We start from the raw sequence: 21,286 nt of genomic DNA, 5'->3' as shown, positions 1-21,286 counted from the left end.
ACAGCTCACAACACAAATTTTTAGAACTCGCCCTTAAACCAGGCATGTATTCTTGACCAAAAGTCACCAACACTTTCTCGTTTTTTCGCCGTACTATTCACTTCACTCGTCGCCTGCATACCATAATGTAGAAGGCCAACTACTGTGGAGTAAGTAGGATCGTTTACATACTCTTTTAATCCTTGCACTGATAATGGATTAGCAATACGAACCGGCATTTGGAAAATCTCTTCGGCAAACTCAAGTACACCTTCCATTTTCGCCGTACCACCTGTTAGTACATAACCGGCAGCAATTTGATCTTCTAAACCAGATTCTCTAATTTCGTCTTGTATTAACTCGAATAACTCTTGATATCTAGGTTCAACCACTTCAGATAATGTATGACGCGACATTGAACGAGCAGGACGACCACCAACACTTGGCACATCAATACTTTCTTCCATGCTAACCAATTGTTTTAAAGCACAGGCGTACTGCACCTTAATATCTTCAGCATGACTTAGTGGTGTTCTAAATATTTTAGAAATATCACTAGTGACCTGATTGCCTGCTACAGGGATTACCGCTGTATGTCGTAAAGTTCCACCAGTAAAGACTGAAATATCCATTGTGCCTGCGCCCATATCAACAACACACACACCTAATTCTTTTTCATCATCGGTTAACACCGCATAGCTTGAAGCTAATGCTGAAAAAATCAATTGATCTGCTGTCAAATCACAGCGTTCAACACATTTCACTAAGTTTTTAGCCATGTCGTTGGCGCAAGTAACGATATGAACTTTAGCTTCCATACGTACACCAGACATGCCTATTGGACTTTTAATACCGTCTTGACAATCAATGCTGTATTCCTGCGGAAGGACATGCAGCATACGGCGTTCTGCTGAAATAGGAACTGAACGCGCGGTATGAATTACATTATCGACATCTTCTTGAATAACTTCTTTGTCATTAATTGGCACCATGCCATTTTCATTTTGGCAACTAATATGCTTCCCTGAAATACCTAAATATATTGAGCTTATTTGACAGTCTGCCATCAATTCAGCTTCATTAATGGCGCGTTGAATCGCTTGAATAACTAAATTCAAGTCGTTAACTCCGCCTTTATCCATACCGCGAGCAGGTTGATTACCAACACCAATAATACTCAATTGGTTGTCTGGCGTAATCTCTCCTACTGCGACAGATATTTTGGAGGTGCCTATATCAAGGCCAACCACTAATTTTCTTTCTGCTGCTTTAGACATTTAACTTAAACTCTTAACTAATAGTGTTGATTTAAGGTGATTATTATTGCTATTTTTATGCAATTTAATTCGTGTAATTTTATCTACTGTTTTCCAACCAACAGCCAATCCCGTATCATACCGCAAATCGATGTAATCAACCGCCTGATTTTGCTGTTTTTCTGTAATTTTTTTCGCCTTTAGCTGTGCTTTAATTATTGGATAAACATCCATAAAACGTTGAATACGCTCAACTCGCTCTTCACGACCTAAATTTAAGGTCACGCCATCATCCAAGGTTAGCTGCCAAGAAAAACGTTCACTCAGTACTAACTCATCAATTTTTAGTGCTTTATAGTCAAGTAATGCATTGAGATCTCTATAGTTTTCTAACGCTAACAACTCACTTCCTTCAGGACCAAAAAAGTTAGGAAGGTAATGATTAATACGTTCAATATCAGCCTGAAAAACTTGACCAAGCTGATTGATCAAAAAATTGCCATTCCATAATGCTATCGGGTTTTGGTCAACTACATATATTTTCAATTCATTCGGCCACTGCTTTCTTACAGCTACTGAGTATACCCAAGGTAAAGTCAGTACATAACTTTGTACTTCATTAACATCGACTTGAAAGAAATTCCCCATATCAACCTGATCTATCGCATTGATAATATCGCTACGTTGGCTATAAGGCATTTCTCCGGAAACCACAATTGAGGTTACCGGTGCACTTTCTTGACCAATGAAATGCTGAGTAAGCCAATAACTGATCGTTATTAGGCTAAACAGCACGACAATAAAAAACACCAAACCCAAACCAAAAGACAACGTGCTGTCTTGGCCTAGTTGTGTTGCTGTTTTGCTATTGCCTTGCTGTTTTTTCGTCATAGTCGTTTATTACTCTTTGACACTAAGCTGTAAAATTTGAGTCACTAACTCACTAAAGTTCAAACCGAATACCTTTGCTGCTTTTGGTACGAGCGACGTTTCTGTCATCCCAGGTACAGTATTAACTTCTAATATCTGCCATTCGCCAGCCCTATTACGCATTATATCAACCCGTCCCCATCCTTGAGCACCTGTTGCATTAAACGCTTTAATAGACAAAGATTTCACTTCATCTTCATCACGTTCATTTAATCCACATGGGCAGTGATATTGTGTACTTGTCGATTGATACTTTGCCTCATAATCATAAAATTCACGTGGCGTTTCCATATGAATAGCAGGTAAAGCCTTATCACCTAAAATGGTGACGGTATATTCTGGGCCATCAATCCAAGCTTCGAGTAATACTTGGGTGTCAAAACCAAACGCTTCAATTAACGCGTTACGCAATTGCACAATGTTTTTCGCCTGTGCCATACCAATACTTGAACCTTCATTCGCTGGTTTCACCATCACTCGACCACCTAAGTCAGCGAGAATATTTTCTAATGATAATGTTGCAAAATCAGCTTTATTAACGACGGTAAAAGGTGCTGTTGGTATGTCGCACGCTTTAAAAATTTGTTTACTTCGTACTTTATCCATTGAAAGCGAGGAACCTAAAACATTCGAGCCTGTATAGGGAATATCTAAATACTCAAGTGCACCTTGCAAACAACCATCCTCACCACCTCTACCATGTAAGGCAATGAAAACCCGGTCTATTTTTTTACTCACTAAATCAGTTAACGGCACTATTTGAGTATCGATTAAAACAACATTAAAACCCGCGTCTTCCAGGCCTTTGGCAATCGCTTTCCCGGAATTCAGTGAGACATCACGTTCTGCTGAGTTACCACCATAAAGCACAGCAATCTTCTCTTGCTTGAGCAATGCTAGTGATTTATCCATTGAAGGTTCCAAAGTATTGCCCATTACTTGTCACCCTTAGCTGTAGAGTTAACATGCAACAAACTATGATCAGCTAAGTTACGAGCTACCGCGCCAATACTTCCGGCTCCCTGTGTAATAACCATATCGTTATCTTGTAACTGAGCCGCTAATAATTGGGGCAATTTATCTACATCACTGACGTAAACAGGTTCTATTTGACCACGTAGACGAATTGACCGTGCTAAGCTTTTGCTATCAGCAGACGAGATCGGTGTTTCTCCCGCAGCATAAACATCAAGCAAGAATAAACAGTCAACTTCTGACAACACTTCAACAAAGTCTTCATATAAATCGCGAGTTCGAGAATAACGATGCGGTTGAAAAACCATGACTAAACGTTTATCTGGCCAACCTTGGCGCATAGCTAAAATAGTGGCTTTTACTTCACTCGGATGATGACCGTAATCATCAACCAAAACCATATTACCCGCAGCTGTAGTAACATCAGCTAGTTTTTCAAAGCGTCTACCAATACCTTCAAACTCGGTTAATGCCTGACAAATCGCTTCATCATTAACTCCCTCGTCTTTCGCTACTGCTACACCAGCCAAAGCATTTAATACATTATGCTGACCAGGCAAGTTTACGCTCATATCTAACGGTTCCTGCCCTGCGACCTCAACGGTGAAATGACTAACGGCACCATTTTGCTGATAATTTACTGCTCTTACATCGGCGTCTTCGGAGAAACCATAAGTGATCACTTGACGGCTAATGCGTGGTAATAATTCACGCACTACTGGGTTATCAATACATACAACGGCTAAACCATAAAATGGCAAGTTATGTAAAAATTCTATGTAGGTATCTTTAAGTTTTTCAAAATCACCTTGGTAAGTTTCCATATGATCTTCATCGATATTAGTAATGACCGCGACCATAGGCTGTAAATGTAAAAAAGAGGCATCACTTTCATCAGCTTCCGCAACCAAGTAACGACTACTACCTAATCGGGCATTGGTACCTGCACTATTTAGTAAGCCACCAATAACAAACGTAGGATCTAATTTTCCTTGAGCAAAAATGCTGGCAATTAAACTCGTAGTGGTTGTTTTTCCGTGCGTACCTGCAATAGCAATCCCGTGTCTAAAACGCATTAATTCAGCTAGCATTTCTGCTCGTCTAACCACAGGAATACGTAATTCTTTTGCTTTAACTAGTTCAGGGTTTTCACTGTTTATCGCAGTAGATACTACTATTACGCTGGCTTGAACCACATTTTCTGCATTGTGACCAATGACAATGGTCGCACCTAGGGCTTTTAAGCGTTTAACCACTTGGTTTTCACCAATATCTGAACCTGAAATTTGATAACCTTCATTAAGCAACACCTCAGCAATACCGCCCATACCAGCGCCACCTATGCCAACAAAATGGATACGTTTTACCCGGCGCATTTCAGGTACCTGAGCTACAGTTGAGTTGGTACCTTTAATTGAATTAGTATTTGAGCTGCTACTATTACTTGGGTTAACTTGCTTAATCATATTTTCTCTTCATTATTTCTAAGTTCTGCGCCATTCGATTTTGAAAGCTGTTGGCACAATTTTGCTACTTTCTGACTTGCATCACTGTTTGCAGCACTCAAACAAGCTTTAGCCATATCAGCTAAAGTTCGAGGCTGATCAAATAGCTCGATTATTAACGACGTGATACTCTCATTATTCAATTTTTTCTGTGGCAATAACTTTCCTGCCTCACGCTTGACGAGATATAGCGCATTTTTTGTTTGATGATCATCTACGGCATGCGGTAGTGGTACAAAAATAGCTGGTGTTCCCGCCATGGCTAATTCTGACACGGTTAGCGCTCCTGCACGACAAATGACAATATCAGCCCACTGATACGCTTCAGCGATATCAGTAATGAATTCAGTAACTTTTACTCTGCCTGTCTCGATATTCTCTTGACTATAAGATGCAGTGACTTGTGCTTGGTTATTGTCGCCCGTTTGGTGCCATATACAATATTTCTCATCACTTTCTGATAGGATCTTAAAACTACTCGGCATCACGTTATTTAAGACTTGAGCGCCTAAACTACCACCCACCACGAGAATATTTTTACTACCTCGATTACTTTGCTTTGCATTTTCAACAACCTCTGCTTGTTGACCAATGGATGCTCGTAGTGGGTTACCAACTACTTCAACATCAATTTCGCTAACAAAAGCATTAGGAAAAGCGCAGCATACTTTATCGGCAATACGGGCTAACAAACGATTACTTAATCCAGCAGCAGCATTTTGTTCATGAATAATTAGCGGTATTTTACTAAGCCATGCTGCTAAACCACCCGGTGCACTAGCATAGCCACCCATGCCTAAAACAACATCAGGTTTCACTGTTTTAATCACACGTCTTGCTTGTATCAAGGATCGTAACAATTTAAAAGGCATAACAAGCGTTGCTAATAGATTTTTACCACGCAGACCACTTATATTGATAAACGATATATCATAACCATGCTCAGGAACAATTTTAGCTTCCATACGATCGGCAGTTCCTAGCCAATGGATTTTCCACCCTTGCGCTTTAAGTTCATCGGCAACCGCAATGCCGGGGAATATATGTCCGCCGGTGCCACCAGCCATGACTAACAAAGTTTTTGTTAAACCTTTATTACCTTGGCCATGATTAGCGCTCATTATTTATCACCATTTTGCTTAATTTTACTCTTAGACTCTTTCTTAGTCGTTCTTTTCGAGCTAGTCGCCTGAATACTTTGTAGACGAATTTCATGGTCGATGCGTATTAAAAGAACTAACGCTAGAGTCATAATTATCATCGAGCTACCACCGTAACTAATCAGTGGCATTGTTAATCCTTTCGTAGGTACAATTCCTGCACTTGCACCAATGTTTACCGCTGCTTGAAAACACATCCAAATACCGATCGAATACGCTAAAAAACCTTCAAAATATTTTTCTTTAGCCAGTGCATAACGTCCTAAAATAAGTGCTTTGTAAACCAAGGTCATACTCAGTAGTAGCACCACACTTATCCCGACAAAGCCGAATTCTTCAGCCAAAACAGCCATAACAAAATCGGTATGCGCTTCTGGCAAATACTCTAATTTTTGTATGCTATTACCTAACCCCTGACCTAATACTTCACCACGACCATAAGCCATTAATGATTGGGTTAGCTGATAACCACTGCCAAATGGGTCTTGCCACGGGTCTAAAAAGCTAGTCACTCGTCGCCAGCGATAGGGTTCAAAATAAGCAAGCATTCCCAATGACGTGGCTCCAACTAATGCCATGGCGATAAATTGCCATAACTTAGCGCCAGCTAAAAATAACAAACCGAACGTGGTAACAAACATCACAATAACAGTACCTAAATCAGGCTGTAATAATAACAATGCAGCCATAACGCCAAAAACAATCAACGGCTTGATAAAACCTTTTAGGTTTTCCATTACTTGTTCACGACGACGTACTAGGTAGGCAGATAAATAACAAAAGAAGAACAACTTGGCTGGCTCTGCTGCTTGCACCGTAATCGGGCCAAGCACAATCCAACGAGTCGAGCCATTTACTGAGCGACCTATTAGCAACACAGTTACAAGTAATACAATGGCAAAGCCTAATAAGTAACTACTGTTTTTATGCCACCAAGACATAGGGATTTGTAAAGCAACACCGGCTACAGCAAGGCTTAATCCAATATAAATACCGTGGCGAATTACAAAATGAAATGGATTGTTGAATAGGCGTTCTGCTACCGGTATAGATGAAGATGCGACCATGACGAGCCCGACCATATACATAGTAAGTCCCAACACGATAAAGCTTCGGTCGAAAGCATTTGCGCCATATTGATTTGAACCCGCCATAAGGCGATTAATCCACTCAGGTAATGGCGGTACTGGCACTTGTGATAACGTCTTTGATATTGCTTGAGTCGTTTCTAAAGACATTGTTCTGGCTAAGGTCATGGTTTTTTCTAACGACATGAGTCCTCCTTAGCTTGTACTGCAGCAATAAATTGCTCACCGCGTACTTGATAATTTTTGAACATATCAATACTAGCGCAAGCTGGTGATAGTAAGACCATGTCACCTGGTTTAGCTATTTTCTTAGCTTGTTCTACGGCTTCACTAAGCGTATTTACTTGAATAGCATCACTCACTAAATTAGCAATTTCAGCGCCATCCTTACCTAAAGTAATCAGCTGATTTACATCGCAATTTACTATAGTGGTCAGCGGTGAAAAATCAGCCCCTTTGCCATCACCGCCAGCAATAAGAATTAACTTGTTTTTACCGGTAATCGTCGGGGCTAAACCAGTAATAGCGGCGAGTGTTGCACCAACATTTGTCGCCTTAGAATCATTAATCCATTGAATATAATCTTCACTCGCCACACGTTGACAACGATGAGCTAAGCCCATAAATCCTGCGAGGTTCTCTGTCATGGCTGATAACGGCCAACCAGCGCTATAACCGAGCGCTAAAGCGGCCATATAATTGAGTGCATTATGCATACCGGCAAGTGGTAATTCATCAATTGAAATTAATGCTTGTTCACCAAACATCAATACCTGCTTATTATCGATGACTTGCAGACCAAAACAGTCTTGCTCTGGTTTATTTAAACCAAAGGAAATTGTTTCTTGAATTTCAATTAAAGTATTGGTTGCTTGGTCTTCTCTACTAACTACGGCAATTTTTGCTTGTGGATAAATGCTTTGTTTAATGGCCTGATAATTCGCTAAGGTCTTATGTCTATCTAGGTGATCATCACTTAAATTAAGCACACTCGCGGCAATAGCATGCATGCTAGATAACGTTTCTAGTTGGAAACTCGAAAGCTCGACAACGACAATGTCTGGTTGATTAGCACGCCGAGAGTCGCCCAGATGTTCTCGTTGAAGCAGATCAAGTATTGGCTCTCCGATGTTACCTGCCAATGCAGCATTAACCCCGATAGCTTTTGCTAGATAAGTTAACAGTGACACTACGGTAGATTTACCATTTGAGCCAGTGACTGCCAACATTTCCATGGGGCAGGTGCGGCTATTGTTAACTAAGCAAAATAATTCAACATCTCCTATAACCTGACAGTTTTCTGAAATAAGTGCAGTAAGACCTTCACTGACTAAATCAATACCTGGACTGGCAATAATTATATCAGCATTGGAAATTAAACTTTGTTGCCATTGACCGAGCACAAATTTAGCATTTGGATAATTATGCTCGTATTGAGTTTGTTCTTCAGTATTTATAAAAGGCATAGATCGTGAATCATTAACAGCAAATGACAAATCTTGTGCGTGCAAAAAACGTAGGCATGACAAACCTGTCATTCCTGCTCCTAGCACGACAATATTTTTATCTTTAAACGCTGTTAACCAAGTCATAACTTATTTAAATTTACCTTATTTTGTTTAACTATCTTTTTTTAAACATTATATATTTAACGGTTTTATTTAGCGTAACTTCAAGGTCGCTAAACCTATCAATACTAATATCAATGAAATAATCCAGAAACGAACAATGACTCGCGGCTCTGGCCAGCCTTTTAATTCGTAGTGGTGATGAATTGGCGCCATACGGAAAATACGCTGACCGCGCATTTTATATGAACCAACCTGTAAAATAACTGAGACGGTCTCCATAACGAAAACACCGCCCATAATAAATAAAACTAATTCTTGGCGAACAAGTATCGCAATAACACCAAGTGCTGCGCCTAACGAAAGAGAACCGACATCACCCATAAAGACTTGTGCTGGATAAGTGTTAAACCATAAGAAGCCTAACCCTGCACCTACAATTGCGGTACAAACGACGACTAATTCACTTGTTAAAGCTATATGTGGAATATTTAAGTAACTTGAAAAATTTACATTACCCGTGACATAAGCAAATAATGCAAAAGCCCCTGCGACCATAATGGTAGGCACAATAGCTAGACCATCAAGACCATCAGTTAAGTTAACCGCATTTGATGTACCGACAATAACGAAATAGCTCATCACTACATAAAAGATGCCTAACTGCGGTAATAACTCTTTCACAAAAGGTATTAATAACGCTGTTTCATTCGGGCTTTGTGCAATAAAATATAAAAATAGCGCGGTGCTTAAACCGATGACAGTTTGCCAAAAGTATTTCCAACGAGCTATTAGACCATTCGCGTCTTTACGAATGACCTTACGATAATCATCCACAAAACCAACAATGCCAAAGCTCACTATTACGAATAACACCACCCAAACATAAATATTGCTTAAATCAGCCCAGAGTAAAACACTGACCACAATGGAAGCGAGTATTAACAGGCCGCCCATAGTGGGTGTACCTGATTTAGATAAATGACTTTCAGGACCATCATCTCTTACCGTTTGACCAATTTGCATTTTTTGCAAATAACGAATAAGTTTAGGACCAAAATACAATGATATAAATAACGCGGTTAGCGTACTGATAATGGCGCGAAATGTTAAATAGGAGAAAACATTAAACGCTGAATAAAATTGAGTTAAATACTCACCTAACCACAATAACATTAAGCCATACCTTCTTTACTTTGATTATCACTAGCAACATTTTCTGGGCTAGTACTTTGTTCTTGATTTATAGCTTGCTGGGTATTCATTTGTTCAAACCAATCAATAATTTTTGTCACTACATGCTCCATATGTGCACTTCGAGAGCCTTTAACTAAAATAGCAATATCTTGCTGACCAACAGACAATTGTTGACTCAACATGGTAAATAAATGGGTCATCAAATCAGCTCTTTGATTGAAATGCTGACTTTGATCATTTTTGTGATTGTCTTTGGCAAAAGCATCACTGGCACTTTGACTTAACACACCTAACGACAATAGAGTATTTAACTGTAAGTGCTTAGCAAACTCGCCAACCTCTTGATGATAACTTCGTGCTTCACTACCTAGCTCGCCCATGTCACCTAGAATAAGTAATTGCTTACCTGGATAGCTTGATAATAATTGCGCGGCCGCTTTTGCTGATTCAAGGTTAGCGTTATAGCTATCATCAATCAGTTTTATGTTGCAGCCCGTTTTTTTATTTTCTAATTGGTGTAAATTTAATCGACCTTTGACTGGCTGCATTTGAGCTAAACCTAACTGAATGTCTTCAAGGCTGGCACCAAATTCTAACGCAATAGAAGCCGCAGCAACCGCATTACAAACATTATGCTGGCCAGGTATAGTTAACGTGACAACACAAGAGCCCTGCTCGCTTTGCAAGGTAAAACTGGCGCAACCATTGTTGTCTAAACTGACCTTTTCGCTATAACAATTGGCTTTATTAACACAAGAAAAGGTACGAACCGTTTTATCCGTTAAACGCCATTGCCATTTACTGGTGTACTTGGTGTCTTGGTTATATAGGGCAACACCATTTTCGCCAAGACCTGAAAATATTTCACCTTTTGCCCGAGCTACGCCACATAAATCGCCAAAACCTTCTAGGTGCGCTGCGGCAATATTATTAATCACGGCAACATCTGGCTGAGTTAACCCTGTGGTATAGGCAATTTCACCCATATGATTAGCCCCCATTTCAATAACAGCAAAATCATGGCTGTTATCTAAGCGAAGTAACGTTAATGGCACGCCAATATCATTATTAAAATTACCATCAGTTGCTAAGACTTTACCTAAACGAGATAAGATAGCCGCAACCATTTCTTTAACGGTTGTTTTTCCACTACTACCAGTAATACCGACAGTTTTTGGGGCTACTTCTTTTTTAACAAACGCGGCAATTTTACCTAAGGCAATACGCGTATCGCTAACGATTAATTGCGCGGTATCAGTCACTGAGTTCAAATGATGATCAACGATGAGTAATTGACACCCTTGTTTGATGACTTGCTCTGCAAAACGGTGACCATCAAAACTAGGACCTTTGAGCGCTAAAAAAGCAATGTCTTTATCAGAATTTTCATCAATGGCGCGGCTATCAATGACTAAATCGTTTATAGCTAAATCATCGAAACTTAGCGCAGCCTGTTTTTCTGGAACAATGAGTTCGCCATCAGTAACTTTAGCTAAAGTAGTCAGTGAAATTGTAATCATAAGTTTGCCTCATTAGATAATGTGGCTAAGCCTGCATGCTTTTGATAAAAGTTTTTCACTACTAAGCGTTCGTTATAAGCTAATTTCTGGGTGCCAATGATTGCACCATGTTCATCATGCTTAGCAACAATGACGTAATCTTCGTGACCTTTACCTGCCAACAGTACAATATCGCCAGGCTTTGCTTTATTCAGGGTTTTCAATACCGCGTGTTCTCTTTCTAAAATAATCGTTATTTGCTTTGCATCTGGATTGGTAAAACCGGCAACAATATCATTTGCTATCAATTGGGCATCTTCACTACGCGGGTTATCATTGGTAACGACCAAATGATCAGCATACTTTTCTGCCGCTTGTGCCATTAAAGGCCTTTTGCCTTTATCTCTATCACCGCCACAACCAAACACAACATAAAGCTCACCTGCACAATGTTGACGACAAGCTTGCAACGCTTTTTCTAACGCATCAGGCGTGTGAGCATAATCGACTACGGCGGTTGCTAAATATTTAGCACTGGTTGCTTCCATTCGACCAGCTATTGCATTCACTTGAGTAACTAAATAGGGAAGTTCGCTTAATGGTATGCCTTGGATAAGCAGCACACTGATGGCCGCCAATAAATTATCAATGTTGAAATCGCCCAATAATGGACTGGTAATATCGATATCACCTAAATGGCTCGTTAAGGTAAATGAGACACCATGACTATGGTGATTAATACCTTTAGCTGTTACAAAGTGCTTATGGGTGTTTATAGTTTTTTCACGGCCATATAACCAAAGCGTTTGTTGTTCAGGCCAGTTTTTTAGCCACTTTTTCGCTTGTTTATCATCAAAGTTCACGACCGCAACTTGGTTACTATCCGCACTAAATATCTGCTTTTTCGCCTCACCATAACTTGCCATTGAACCATGGTAATCAAGATGATCTCGGCTTAAATTGGTAAAAATGGCTATATCAAATAAGTCTGCTTGCACGCGTTTTTGTGATAAAGCATGAGAAGACACTTCCATCGCTACATAGCTAAACTTGCCATGGACAGAGTGATCATCATTAAAACGCTTGAATATGTGGTGTAATTCACAAGCACCAGGGGTAGTATTTTCTATAGGCTGTAAATTCTCTAAAGGTCCAGCACCATTTGTACCAATAACGGCACAAGGTTTATCATAGGCACTAAGCATCTGAGCTAACAATTGACTGGTGGTGGTTTTACCATTGGTACCGGTAATACCCACTAGGGTCATATTATCTTGGGGCGCTTGATAGTAATTTTTTGCCAGGGTAAATAAATGCTGGTTAAGTTGATAGAACTTAACAATCGCTACCTTGTTTTGGCTTGACGCAAAAGTAACATCACCATGTTCGGTAATATTCTCACACTCAGCAAGCACTAACTTAGCACCCTGTTTTATTGCTTGCTCAATGTATTGGCGACCATCTTGATCATGACCAATAATAGCGCAAAAAATGTCACCCTCAACAATAGCTCGACTATCGTTGTGAAGATCACCACAAAAGCCCATTAAATTAATTGAGCTTGGTAGTTCAATGGAAAATCCCGTCAAACAAGTCACTATATTTTGGCTAGCAGGTTTAGGCATGATGTTCTCCTGCTACTTGTTTTTGTGCTGGATGCGTAAACTTAATATGCTCACTGGCTGTTCGTGATTTTTGTGCATCTGGAGCAACATTAAGAACACGTAAAGCACCTTTCATCACTCGTGAAAATACCGGTGCGGCAACTTCGCCACCATGATAAAGGTCTCCACTAGGTTCGTTAATGACCACAACAACAACGATCTCAGGATTGGAAATTGGTGCAACACCGGCAAATAAAGCCACATAATCATTACCATAACCACCAGCGACGGCTTTAATTGAAGTACCTGTTTTCCCCCCGACACGATAGCCATCAATTTTTGCTTTTGGTACATGTTCATCTACCACGGCTTCAAGCATATGAGTGATAGCGAGACTATTCTTGGCAGAAAAAATTCTTTCCTGATCTTCTGGGTCAGTCGTTTCACCATTGTTTTTTACGATGGTTAATCTACGTTTTATTCCGCCATTAGCGAGAGCCATATAAAAACGTGTCAATTGCGCAGGAGTGATCGCAAGTCCTGCGCCCCAAGAGAGGGTTGCTAATTCGAATTTAGACCAACGACTTCTATCATGCATCATACCAGCGCTCTCACCAACTAGGTTGGTGCCCGTGTCATCAGCAAAACCTGCATCAAAAAATTTGGTTAATAGATAATCCTTTGGCACAGAGAGTGCTAATTTAGTAGTGCCCATATTTGATGAGGAGACCAAGATTTCTTCAATTGATAACTTACCACGATTAATAGGGTCACTGACTCGACGTCCGCCTAAACGCATCCAACCAGGGCTGGTGTTTATAATAGAATTAGCCTTAGCTGAACCAAATTCTAACGCAGTTAACGCAGTGAGTGGTTTCATGGTAGATCCAGGCTCATAAATATCAGTAATAGCACGATTTCTAAAGCGATGAATTGCCGTGTTACGACGGTTATTTGGGTTATACGATGGACTATTGGTCATTGCCAATATCTCACCGGTATGGATATTTGCTACCACTACCGATCCTGAAGTCGCTTTAAATGCCTGCACCGCACCTTTGAGTTCTTTATAAGCTATTGCTTGAATACGTTGATCGATACTTAAGGTAATATCTTTAGCTTGTTCTGGTTCTTCAACAGAAATAATTTCAATTTTTCGGCCTTTGGCATCTTTTCTAAAACGTTTAGCGCCGCCTGTACCCGTGAGTAATTCATCGTACATACGCTCGATGCCTTCAATGCCTTTATCATCAACATTGGTGAAACCAATAAGGTGAGCACTAATTTCACCCGTAGGATAAAAGCGCTTCGACTCTTTACGTAAGTGTATTCCTGGGATTTTTAATTCTTTGATGTAATTTGCCATCGCTGGCGAAATTTTACGCTCTAAATAAATGAAACGTTTGCGTGGATTTTTAACCACACGAGCAATAAGTTTGTTTATATCTTGATCAAGTACGTCTGCAAGGGCTTGCCAATGCTTGGTCATAGCGAGGGCATTGTTGTCCATAATAATCTTAGGATCTGCCCAAACCGTTTCAACGGGTACACTGATGGCAAGCTCGGCGCCATTTCGATCAACAATTGAACCGCGTTGAACAGTATTAGCAGCAACGCGCAAAGAGCGTAAATCGCCTTGTTTTTTCAGCATTTCAGGTTCAATTATCTGGATATAGGCGGTTCGCGCCATCAAACTGATATAAATAAGAGCAACAACAGCCAGCACTAAATAATAACGCCATGGGGCGGTATTTAGTGGGTTATTGTTTTTGGCTGCTTTTTTATTCACACCGCTCCATATATATTATTACTTTTGCTATTGCCTAACTTAGGCTCGGCTTATATCTGACTTAAACCCGACTAAATTTTTCTATATTTTTAACTACGCACTTGTACTCTCAAGTAACTTACACCTATGTTCTGTTTTTATTCCAAGGTGACAATCACTTCCGAATTTCCATTAGGACGTTTCATATCCAATAGATTTTTTGCTTTACTCTCAATTGCGCTGTGCTCAGCCAAACTACTTTGTTCTAATAATAAATTGCGCCATTCAATATTTAAGTCATCTTTTTGTGACAATAAGATTTCAAGTTCACTGGTTGTCTGTCGATTGACATGACTGTAATAAATCACAGAAAACGAAGACATCACTACAAACAACAACAAAATATAAGTAACGCTATAACGGACAATATCTTGCCAAATATCAAAAACTAAGGCACGCGCAGCCATAACTAATCAGTGTTTCTTTCTAAACGCTCTGCAACACGTAATACTGAACTACGAGAGCGAACATTTTCTTCAACTTCCGTTGGACTTGGCTTTAATCTGCGACCAATTAACGCGAATTTTTTGCCCTTATTTAATTCTTCTTCACTAATTGGCAAACCACGAGGTACTTTTTTACCTTGTGAATGTTTTTTCATAAACTGTTTAACTAAGCGATCTTCCAGTGAGTGAAAACTAATAACAACAAGACGTCCGCCTTCTGATAGCACGTCAAGAGAAGCAACAAGGGCTTTTTCAATTTGGTCCAATTCACTATTGATATACATACGAATAGCTTGAAAGCTTCGTGTTGCTGGATGTTTTTTTATTTCTCTTTGGGGAGCTGTGGTTTTGATGAGTTTTGCTAATTGACTTGTTCGGGTTAACGGTGATTCTTCTCGAGTATCTACAATCGCATTGGCAATTCGCCAAGCATGCTTTTCCTCACCAAAAGTACGTAATACCCATGTGATGTCTTCAACATCCGCAACCGCTAGCCATTCTGCTGCTGTTTGGCCCTTACTGGTGTCCATACGCATATCAAGTGGACCATCTTTCATAAAGCTAAAACCACGTTCAGCTTCATCGAGCTGGGGAGAAGAGACTCCAAGATCAAGTAATATGCCATCAACTTTACCAGTTAACTGGTGCTTTTCTGCAATTTCAGCTAAAGCGGCAAAACCTTCATGCTCAATCAAAAAACGAGAGTCATCTTTGAATTTTTCAGCCGCAACAATTGCTGTTGGATCACGATCAATGGCAATTAAGCGTCCATTGGCAGATAACTTAGAAAGAATTAATGACGAGTGCCCGCCTCGACCGAAAGTACAATCGATAAAGCAACCGTCACCGGTTATTGCTAAGCCATCAACGGCTTCGTTGAGCAGCACTGAGATATGAGAGGTGTCTAATTCCATGTTATTATTTTTATAACCTTTGTTCGCGAAAGTGTTAGCGCATTTATTTTTAAAAAGTGACTTTGGTAAAACTAAAGTGATAAATCTAGTAGGCGTTCAGTCAATTCAATTTCACCCGATTGTATTTTGCTAATGCCCTGAAGCATTTGCGATTGCCATGCTGTGTCATGCCAAATTTCAAATTTTTTCAATTGACCAACAAGCATGACATTTTTTTCTAAACTTGCATGTTGTCTTAAAGGACCGTTTATTAATAACCTGCCGTTTTTATCCATCTCGCAGTCACTAGCATTACCTAAAATAACTTGCTGCAATAAACGCTCTTGCGGGTTCATGCTTGATAAATTACACAGTTTTAGTTCAATTTCTTCCCATTCGGGTAGAGGGTAAAGTAATAAACACGGATGTTGAATATCAACCGTACAGACCATTTTTCCTTGGCAATCAGCAAATAGCTCTTCACGATACTTAGTAGGTATCGTGATCCTATTTTTGCTGTCAAGCGTAATTGCGCTAGTGCCTCTAAACATATCTGTTGTCACTTCACTTTTTTGAACAATAAATAAACAAGTGATTGATAATGTGATATCTAATACAAGGTAAGATCCACATTTCTCCACTTTTTTCCACATTGCTACAGTTTAGTGAAAAAAGCAACGATCTGTCAAGTGAGGAAAACGAAAAATGAATATGGATACACTGGCTATAACACCAGTAAAATTAAGGCTTGTGAGGAAGTAGATGAAATTGTGGGCTTTTGTGGCAAGTAATCCCAGAAAAGGACAAAAAAATAATTTTTTTACTTAAATGGTGTCTATTTTTTGCTGGTTTTAGTGTCAAAGGTGGATGCCCAGAAGCGTGAAACTGCTACCTGAACAGAATCTTACTTCAAAAACGTTGAATAAATACGAGCATATTAACTTGGACTGTGAGTATATTGCGAATAAAACTATCATGATAGCGCAGCAGATAGAGTATCGTATAATTAATATAAGCTTTGGGGGAATGGTTATAAAATAGTCGAATCAGAATGACTTGTTCAAGGTGATATTATTATATGTATCTCCTAAAGTTTCCATGCTCTACGATATAGGGCCTTTCGGGTATGTTAAATGGTTTTCCATTTATTGAAGATCTAAACTACTTATAAATTTCTTACATGAGGAGTGATCAATATTCGTATCATTAAATTTAATATTTATTGTTCTTGTTGATTTTTTCTTATGAACGAAAAGGATCATTCGATATACAAGTTCAAAAAATGAATGTAAATCAACTCTACCTTTCTTTGAACCACCTAATTCCTCAACATAATCATAGTCATTAAGTTTTATTTTACCATCAGTATTAATAAGAAAGTTTCCTACTATATCCAAATGAACTAAATCGTTTTGATGAAACTTATCAATAATCTCAGCCATATCCTTAATAACATTAATCAATAAAGATTTCGTTATAATGCAATCTGAATGGAGCCACTCTTTTAAAGTCATTGATTCAAAATACTCATATTCAACATACTGGTTATTTATTTTGTTATTTATACTCAAAATAGAAATCATTAGTTCTGAACGTATATTTTTTAATAGGTTATATTTATGTTCAGAAAAAAAATCACAATACTCTTTTTTAAAAACCTTGATAATTGATGTATTTCCATCGTTATTATGGACTTTATAAAACTTTGCAAATTTAGTTTGAAAATCACAATCAACATCTGAAAAGTCAAACTCACAATTATCACTCATAATTAATTCAGCACTTATCATTATGTAATTCAGTTAAATAGTAATTAAATTCATTACTATATTTATTTCCTAAACAAGCAGGACAATTTTTAATTTGTAAGGACTTTTCAAACGATTTTTTCATGTCATTTGTAAAATGTTTCATATTATTAATAAGAAAGTCAGTCATACCAGTCCACTGAATAAAATCGCTTTTAGCTGATTTCCGTCCATTTTTTTTCAAGAACTTATGGCTAGGTAAACCGTAATGAAAAATACTAAGTTCTAAGCTTGTGAATTGGTCAAAAGGTTTGTTAAAGTTGAATAATTTTTGTTCCTTAAAAGTTAAGAATATTAATTTTAACTTTTTTAGTAATTTTTCTTGTACTACTTTAGCAAATAATTCGTGATAGAAGGCAACATCTAAAACATTTTCTTTAGAGCTTCTTATAAGCAGATCTGAAAAATTAATATTTCCCTTTCCATTACAAGTTGAACATTTGTTATAATATAAATTAAAGCTTTGCTTGGTTATCTTCCTTACACCAACTACTTTATTCTCAATAGATAATAAAGAAGTTGTTAAGTGCAATAAATTTAATGGTGTTTTTAAAATTATCCAACCATTCCCCAACTCAAACGCTTGTTCAAAAGTATGTGACTTAACTATTACATTCCAACAATTTGTATTATCTACATGAAATTGAGCCTTATCTACTTCTATATTTAAACCATCGACCTCGACATGTGTTATCCCAAACTTTTTTAGCTGATAAAAAACATTCTGTATATCATCATATGATACAAGTGAAGATTTTTGAAACTGAAAACAAAAAGGGTTAAAAAACAAATCGTTATTGGGGTGATTACCTTTATAGTAATTATAAGAATCAACTTTAAAATCAAAATTAAGTACATTAACATCAGGACTTATAACTTTGAATTTAGAATAATACTCATCTAATTGTGTAAAGTATGATGTGTCAACAGTGTTATTTAACACCGCAGAAGCATATAACTCGTCCGAATCAATGACTTCATCTAGGCTTTCATCTAGGCTTTCATCTGGATTTTCATTTTGTTGAAAAAAGTCATTCGTTGATCCACAGAAGCTTACAACCCCACCAAGATTTCCAGCTTTAGGTCCTAGTTCTATGATGTAATCAGAATTTTTTATTAATACATCATTGTGCTCTATTATTAAAACTGTATTGTTCGAACTTAATATATTATCTATTATTTTAAAAACATTAAACGAATCTTCAGGATTTAACCCTTGACTCGGCTCATCTAAAATAAATAAATTATGCTGTTCATCATTCAAAATAGAATGACTATTTCCCAATAGGTACTTTGCCAATTTTATTCTTTGAGCTTCACCACCACTAATATTTGGTATTCCAGTCCCAAAAGTTAAATGACTTAACCCCAAGTCATTAAGAATTTGAATGGATTGGCAAATTTTCACACTCGAAAAAACTGTAGGTGCAAACTCTTTTAATTCATTAATCGGTATATTATTTAACTCATAAATATTTAAACCATCAAGCAGAATTGATAAAATGTAAGGATTTAATTTTTTCCCATCGCACCCAGAACAAACAACGTCATTGAGCTTTCCATCACCATTACAAACTTCACATGCCCCTAATGCACTGTTTGGAGTAAATTCACTTTTAGATAAGTCTAAAAGCTTTGCTTTGGTAGTGAGCGCATAAAGCTCCCTCAATTCATCCGATAGCCCAATATAGGTGGCTATTGTGGATCTCTTATTTTTACTAACTCCAAATTGGTTCAATGTTATTACTTCATTGAAACTTTCATTACCTTTTTTGCTAATGTATGAAGCTAAAGATGACTTCCCACTCCCCGAAACACCAACTAAACATGTAAGCCTATTTAGAGGTAAAGTAATGCTCTGTTCAATAATATTATTATAATTTATATTATCAAAAGATATGGTGTTCTCATTATCTTTATTCCTACACAAATCAATTTTTTCCAAAAGATCATTATTATTATCACCACTTACAATATATCCACCTTTAGCACCAGAACTGGGGCCAATTTCAATAATATTATCAGATTGACTTATAACATAGGGGCTATGATCAATTATTAACAAAGTGTTTTGTTCTTTTACAATGCCTTTAAATACCTTCAGAAGACTCTGTAAATCATCCCTATGCAGCCCAATAGAGGGTTCATCTATAATCAACAAATACGAATCAGCTTCTCTCGCTAATACATCAACTAACTTTAATCTTTGTAATTCACCACCACTTAAAGTAGTCGTTTTTCGATCTAAACTTAAATGACCTAAAGAAAGCTTATGTAATGCTTTTATTGTTAAATCAATACCATAATTATTAAAAAAAGATAATGCTTCTATTATTGTTAGCTTGAGAAGCTGGGAAATATTGGTATTTCTATAGAATACTGATGTAGCTTTTCTATTAAATCCACTACCATTACATTTTTTACATTCGTTCTCTATAACAAATTCTTGAACTTTTGGATGGTCAATATACTTTATTAATTTTTCACTTAAAAAATCTAAAAATTGAATTTTATTATTCTCAGATAAAAATTCAAATTCAACTTCGTTATCAATAGAATTAGCAACAATGAATTTTTTAATATATGTATTTTGTAAATTTATATATTTATATGATTTACCGTTATGAGGTATATTTAAAAAACTAAAATCAACAACTGATACACGTTTATTGATTAATGTTTCCAAGTTGAATGATTTCCCCACTCCTTTCCCTGCACAATAGAGACAACACCCCGACAATTTACTTAAGTTCTTACGTGTAAATAAGGAAATAGATTTAGTTTGGTACTCTAGGTAACAAGCACTACAAAAGGTCTGATATGAAAAGTTAAGGACACAAGATGCAGAGTTATAAACTTCTATAGTATTTATAGGGAACTTATAGAGGTTTAGCATTGATAGGTTCGTTTTATCAACAGAACCAATATAAGCTTTGACTGTGAAATTTTTGAATTTGTCTAACTTACCAAGAGATTTTAAATCTATTTTTTTATTTTTTCCATCTACTTGGAAATACTCTACATTATGTAAAATGGCAAATTTTTTAATTTTATCAATTTCAATTTTTTTATTTTTGATAATTAAAGAGTAAAAATCATAAACCCTGTCATCTAATAATTTATAAACTATCGACTCGACTTGATTACTTGAAACGGTGTTATCAACTTCTTCACCACAAGCACAAATGATATGACCTTTATCAACGAAAAGTTTTCTAAAATAATTATTTAAACCAGAGTAAGTAGCTACATTAGAACTTTCAGTTCTAATGACACATTCTTGTTTGACCGAAATACAATTGGGTAAATTATGAATATCTTTAAAACTTGGTCTCACTAAAAGATCATACTCGGAAGCAATGCCACTAGTTATTTTTTTTAATCGAGTAGCTTCCCTAGAAATAATTCCATCAACTAAAGAGGATTTACCTGAACCACTTTTCCCTGTAATACAAGTTATTTTATTTAATGGAATTCGAACATTTATATTTTTTAAATTATTTTCTGTTGCTCCCAATATAATAATGTCGTTATCTTTATTAGCCATAAT

General features: G+C 37.4%; 16 protein-coding genes. All 16 read right to left on the bottom strand.

The features are described 5' to 3' along the window. Positions 1 to 20: 20 nt before the first annotated feature. Entirely contained in the window at positions 21 to 1,256 is a 1,236-nt protein-coding gene (ftsA, locus tag ESZ36_RS08710; protein WP_146786448.1) for a cell division protein FtsA, read from the bottom strand. After that, entirely contained in the window at positions 1,257 to 2,126 is an 870-nt protein-coding gene (locus ESZ36_RS08705) for a cell division protein FtsQ/DivIB (protein ID WP_146786443.1), read from the bottom strand. It lies immediately after the preceding gene. A gap of 9 nt (positions 2,127 to 2,135) precedes the next feature. Next, a complete protein-coding gene (locus ESZ36_RS08700; RefSeq protein WP_170235810.1) occupies positions 2,136 to 3,077 on the bottom strand; it encodes a D-alanine--D-alanine ligase in 942 nt (313 codons plus the stop codon). 23 nt (positions 3,078 to 3,100) lie between these two features. Next, positions 3,101 to 4,516, bottom strand: coding sequence for a UDP-N-acetylmuramate--L-alanine ligase (gene murC, locus ESZ36_RS08695; protein WP_246129059.1), 1,416 nt, complete (start codon positions 4,514 to 4,516; stop codon positions 3,101 to 3,103). A gap of 86 nt (positions 4,517 to 4,602) precedes the next feature. After that, entirely contained in the window at positions 4,603 to 5,766 is a 1,164-nt protein-coding gene (gene murG / locus ESZ36_RS08690; protein ID WP_146786434.1) for an undecaprenyldiphospho-muramoylpentapeptide beta-N-acetylglucosaminyltransferase, read from the bottom strand. Beyond that, positions 5,766 to 7,079 carry a cell division protein FtsW gene (gene ftsW / locus ESZ36_RS08685; protein WP_146786431.1) on the bottom strand — a complete coding sequence of 438 codons (1,314 nt, stop codon included), beginning with the start codon at positions 7,077 to 7,079 and terminating at the stop codon, positions 5,766 to 5,768. Before ftsW ends, murG begins: the two co-directional genes overlap by 1 nt. Continuing rightward, positions 7,070 to 8,485 carry a UDP-N-acetylmuramoyl-L-alanine--D-glutamate ligase gene (murD, locus tag ESZ36_RS08680; protein WP_146786428.1) on the bottom strand — a complete coding sequence of 472 codons (1,416 nt, stop codon included), beginning with the start codon at positions 8,483 to 8,485 and terminating at the stop codon, positions 7,070 to 7,072. The genes ftsW and murD overlap by 10 nt, the downstream gene beginning before the upstream one ends. 69 nt (positions 8,486 to 8,554) lie before the next feature. Beyond that, positions 8,555 to 9,637 (bottom strand): phospho-N-acetylmuramoyl-pentapeptide-transferase, encoded by a 1,083-nt coding sequence (mraY, locus tag ESZ36_RS08675; protein WP_146786425.1) that lies wholly within the window; start codon positions 9,635 to 9,637, stop codon positions 8,555 to 8,557. Then, positions 9,637 to 11,178 (bottom strand): UDP-N-acetylmuramoyl-tripeptide--D-alanyl-D-alanine ligase, encoded by a 1,542-nt coding sequence (locus tag ESZ36_RS08670; protein ID WP_146786422.1) that lies wholly within the window; start codon positions 11,176 to 11,178, stop codon positions 9,637 to 9,639. Before ESZ36_RS08670 ends, mraY begins: the two co-directional genes overlap by 1 nt. Continuing rightward, positions 11,175 to 12,782 carry a UDP-N-acetylmuramoyl-L-alanyl-D-glutamate--2,6-diaminopimelate ligase gene (locus ESZ36_RS08665; RefSeq protein ID WP_146786420.1) on the bottom strand — a complete coding sequence of 536 codons (1,608 nt, stop codon included), beginning with the start codon at positions 12,780 to 12,782 and terminating at the stop codon, positions 11,175 to 11,177. Before ESZ36_RS08665 ends, ESZ36_RS08670 begins: the two co-directional genes overlap by 4 nt. Then, positions 12,775 to 14,550, bottom strand: coding sequence for a peptidoglycan D,D-transpeptidase FtsI family protein (locus ESZ36_RS08660; protein WP_146786417.1), 1,776 nt, complete (start codon positions 14,548 to 14,550; stop codon positions 12,775 to 12,777). The genes ESZ36_RS08665 and ESZ36_RS08660 overlap by 8 nt, the downstream gene beginning before the upstream one ends. 137 nt (positions 14,551 to 14,687) lie before the next feature. Continuing rightward, positions 14,688 to 14,996, bottom strand: coding sequence for a cell division protein FtsL (ftsL, locus tag ESZ36_RS08655; RefSeq protein ID WP_146786414.1), 309 nt, complete (start codon positions 14,994 to 14,996; stop codon positions 14,688 to 14,690). 2 nt (positions 14,997 to 14,998) lie between these two features. Then, positions 14,999 to 15,949, bottom strand: coding sequence for a 16S rRNA (cytosine(1402)-N(4))-methyltransferase RsmH (gene rsmH, locus ESZ36_RS08650; RefSeq protein ID WP_146786411.1), 951 nt, complete (start codon positions 15,947 to 15,949; stop codon positions 14,999 to 15,001). Positions 15,950 to 16,020: 71 nt separating this feature from the next. Next, a complete protein-coding gene (mraZ, locus tag ESZ36_RS08645) occupies positions 16,021 to 16,479 on the bottom strand; it encodes a division/cell wall cluster transcriptional repressor MraZ (RefSeq protein WP_011045203.1) in 459 nt (152 codons plus the stop codon). A 594-nt stretch (positions 16,480 to 17,073) separates the two neighbouring features. After that, on the bottom strand, positions 17,074 to 17,697 hold the full coding sequence (locus tag ESZ36_RS08640) for a protein kinase domain-containing protein (protein WP_170235809.1): 624 nt from the start codon (positions 17,695 to 17,697) through the stop codon (positions 17,074 to 17,076). A 7-nt stretch (positions 17,698 to 17,704) separates the two neighbouring features. Beyond that, positions 17,705 to 21,283 (bottom strand): ATP-binding cassette domain-containing protein, encoded by a 3,579-nt coding sequence (locus tag ESZ36_RS08635; RefSeq protein ID WP_146786405.1) that lies wholly within the window; start codon positions 21,281 to 21,283, stop codon positions 17,705 to 17,707. Between the last annotated feature and the right edge of the window lie 3 nt (positions 21,284 to 21,286).

Source organism: Colwellia demingiae, from assembly GCF_007954275.1.
GTDB lineage: Bacteria > Pseudomonadota > Gammaproteobacteria > Enterobacterales > Alteromonadaceae > Colwellia > Colwellia demingiae.
Note: the sequence above shows the minus strand (reverse complement) of the source record. Positions and strands in the feature narration are given on the sequence as shown.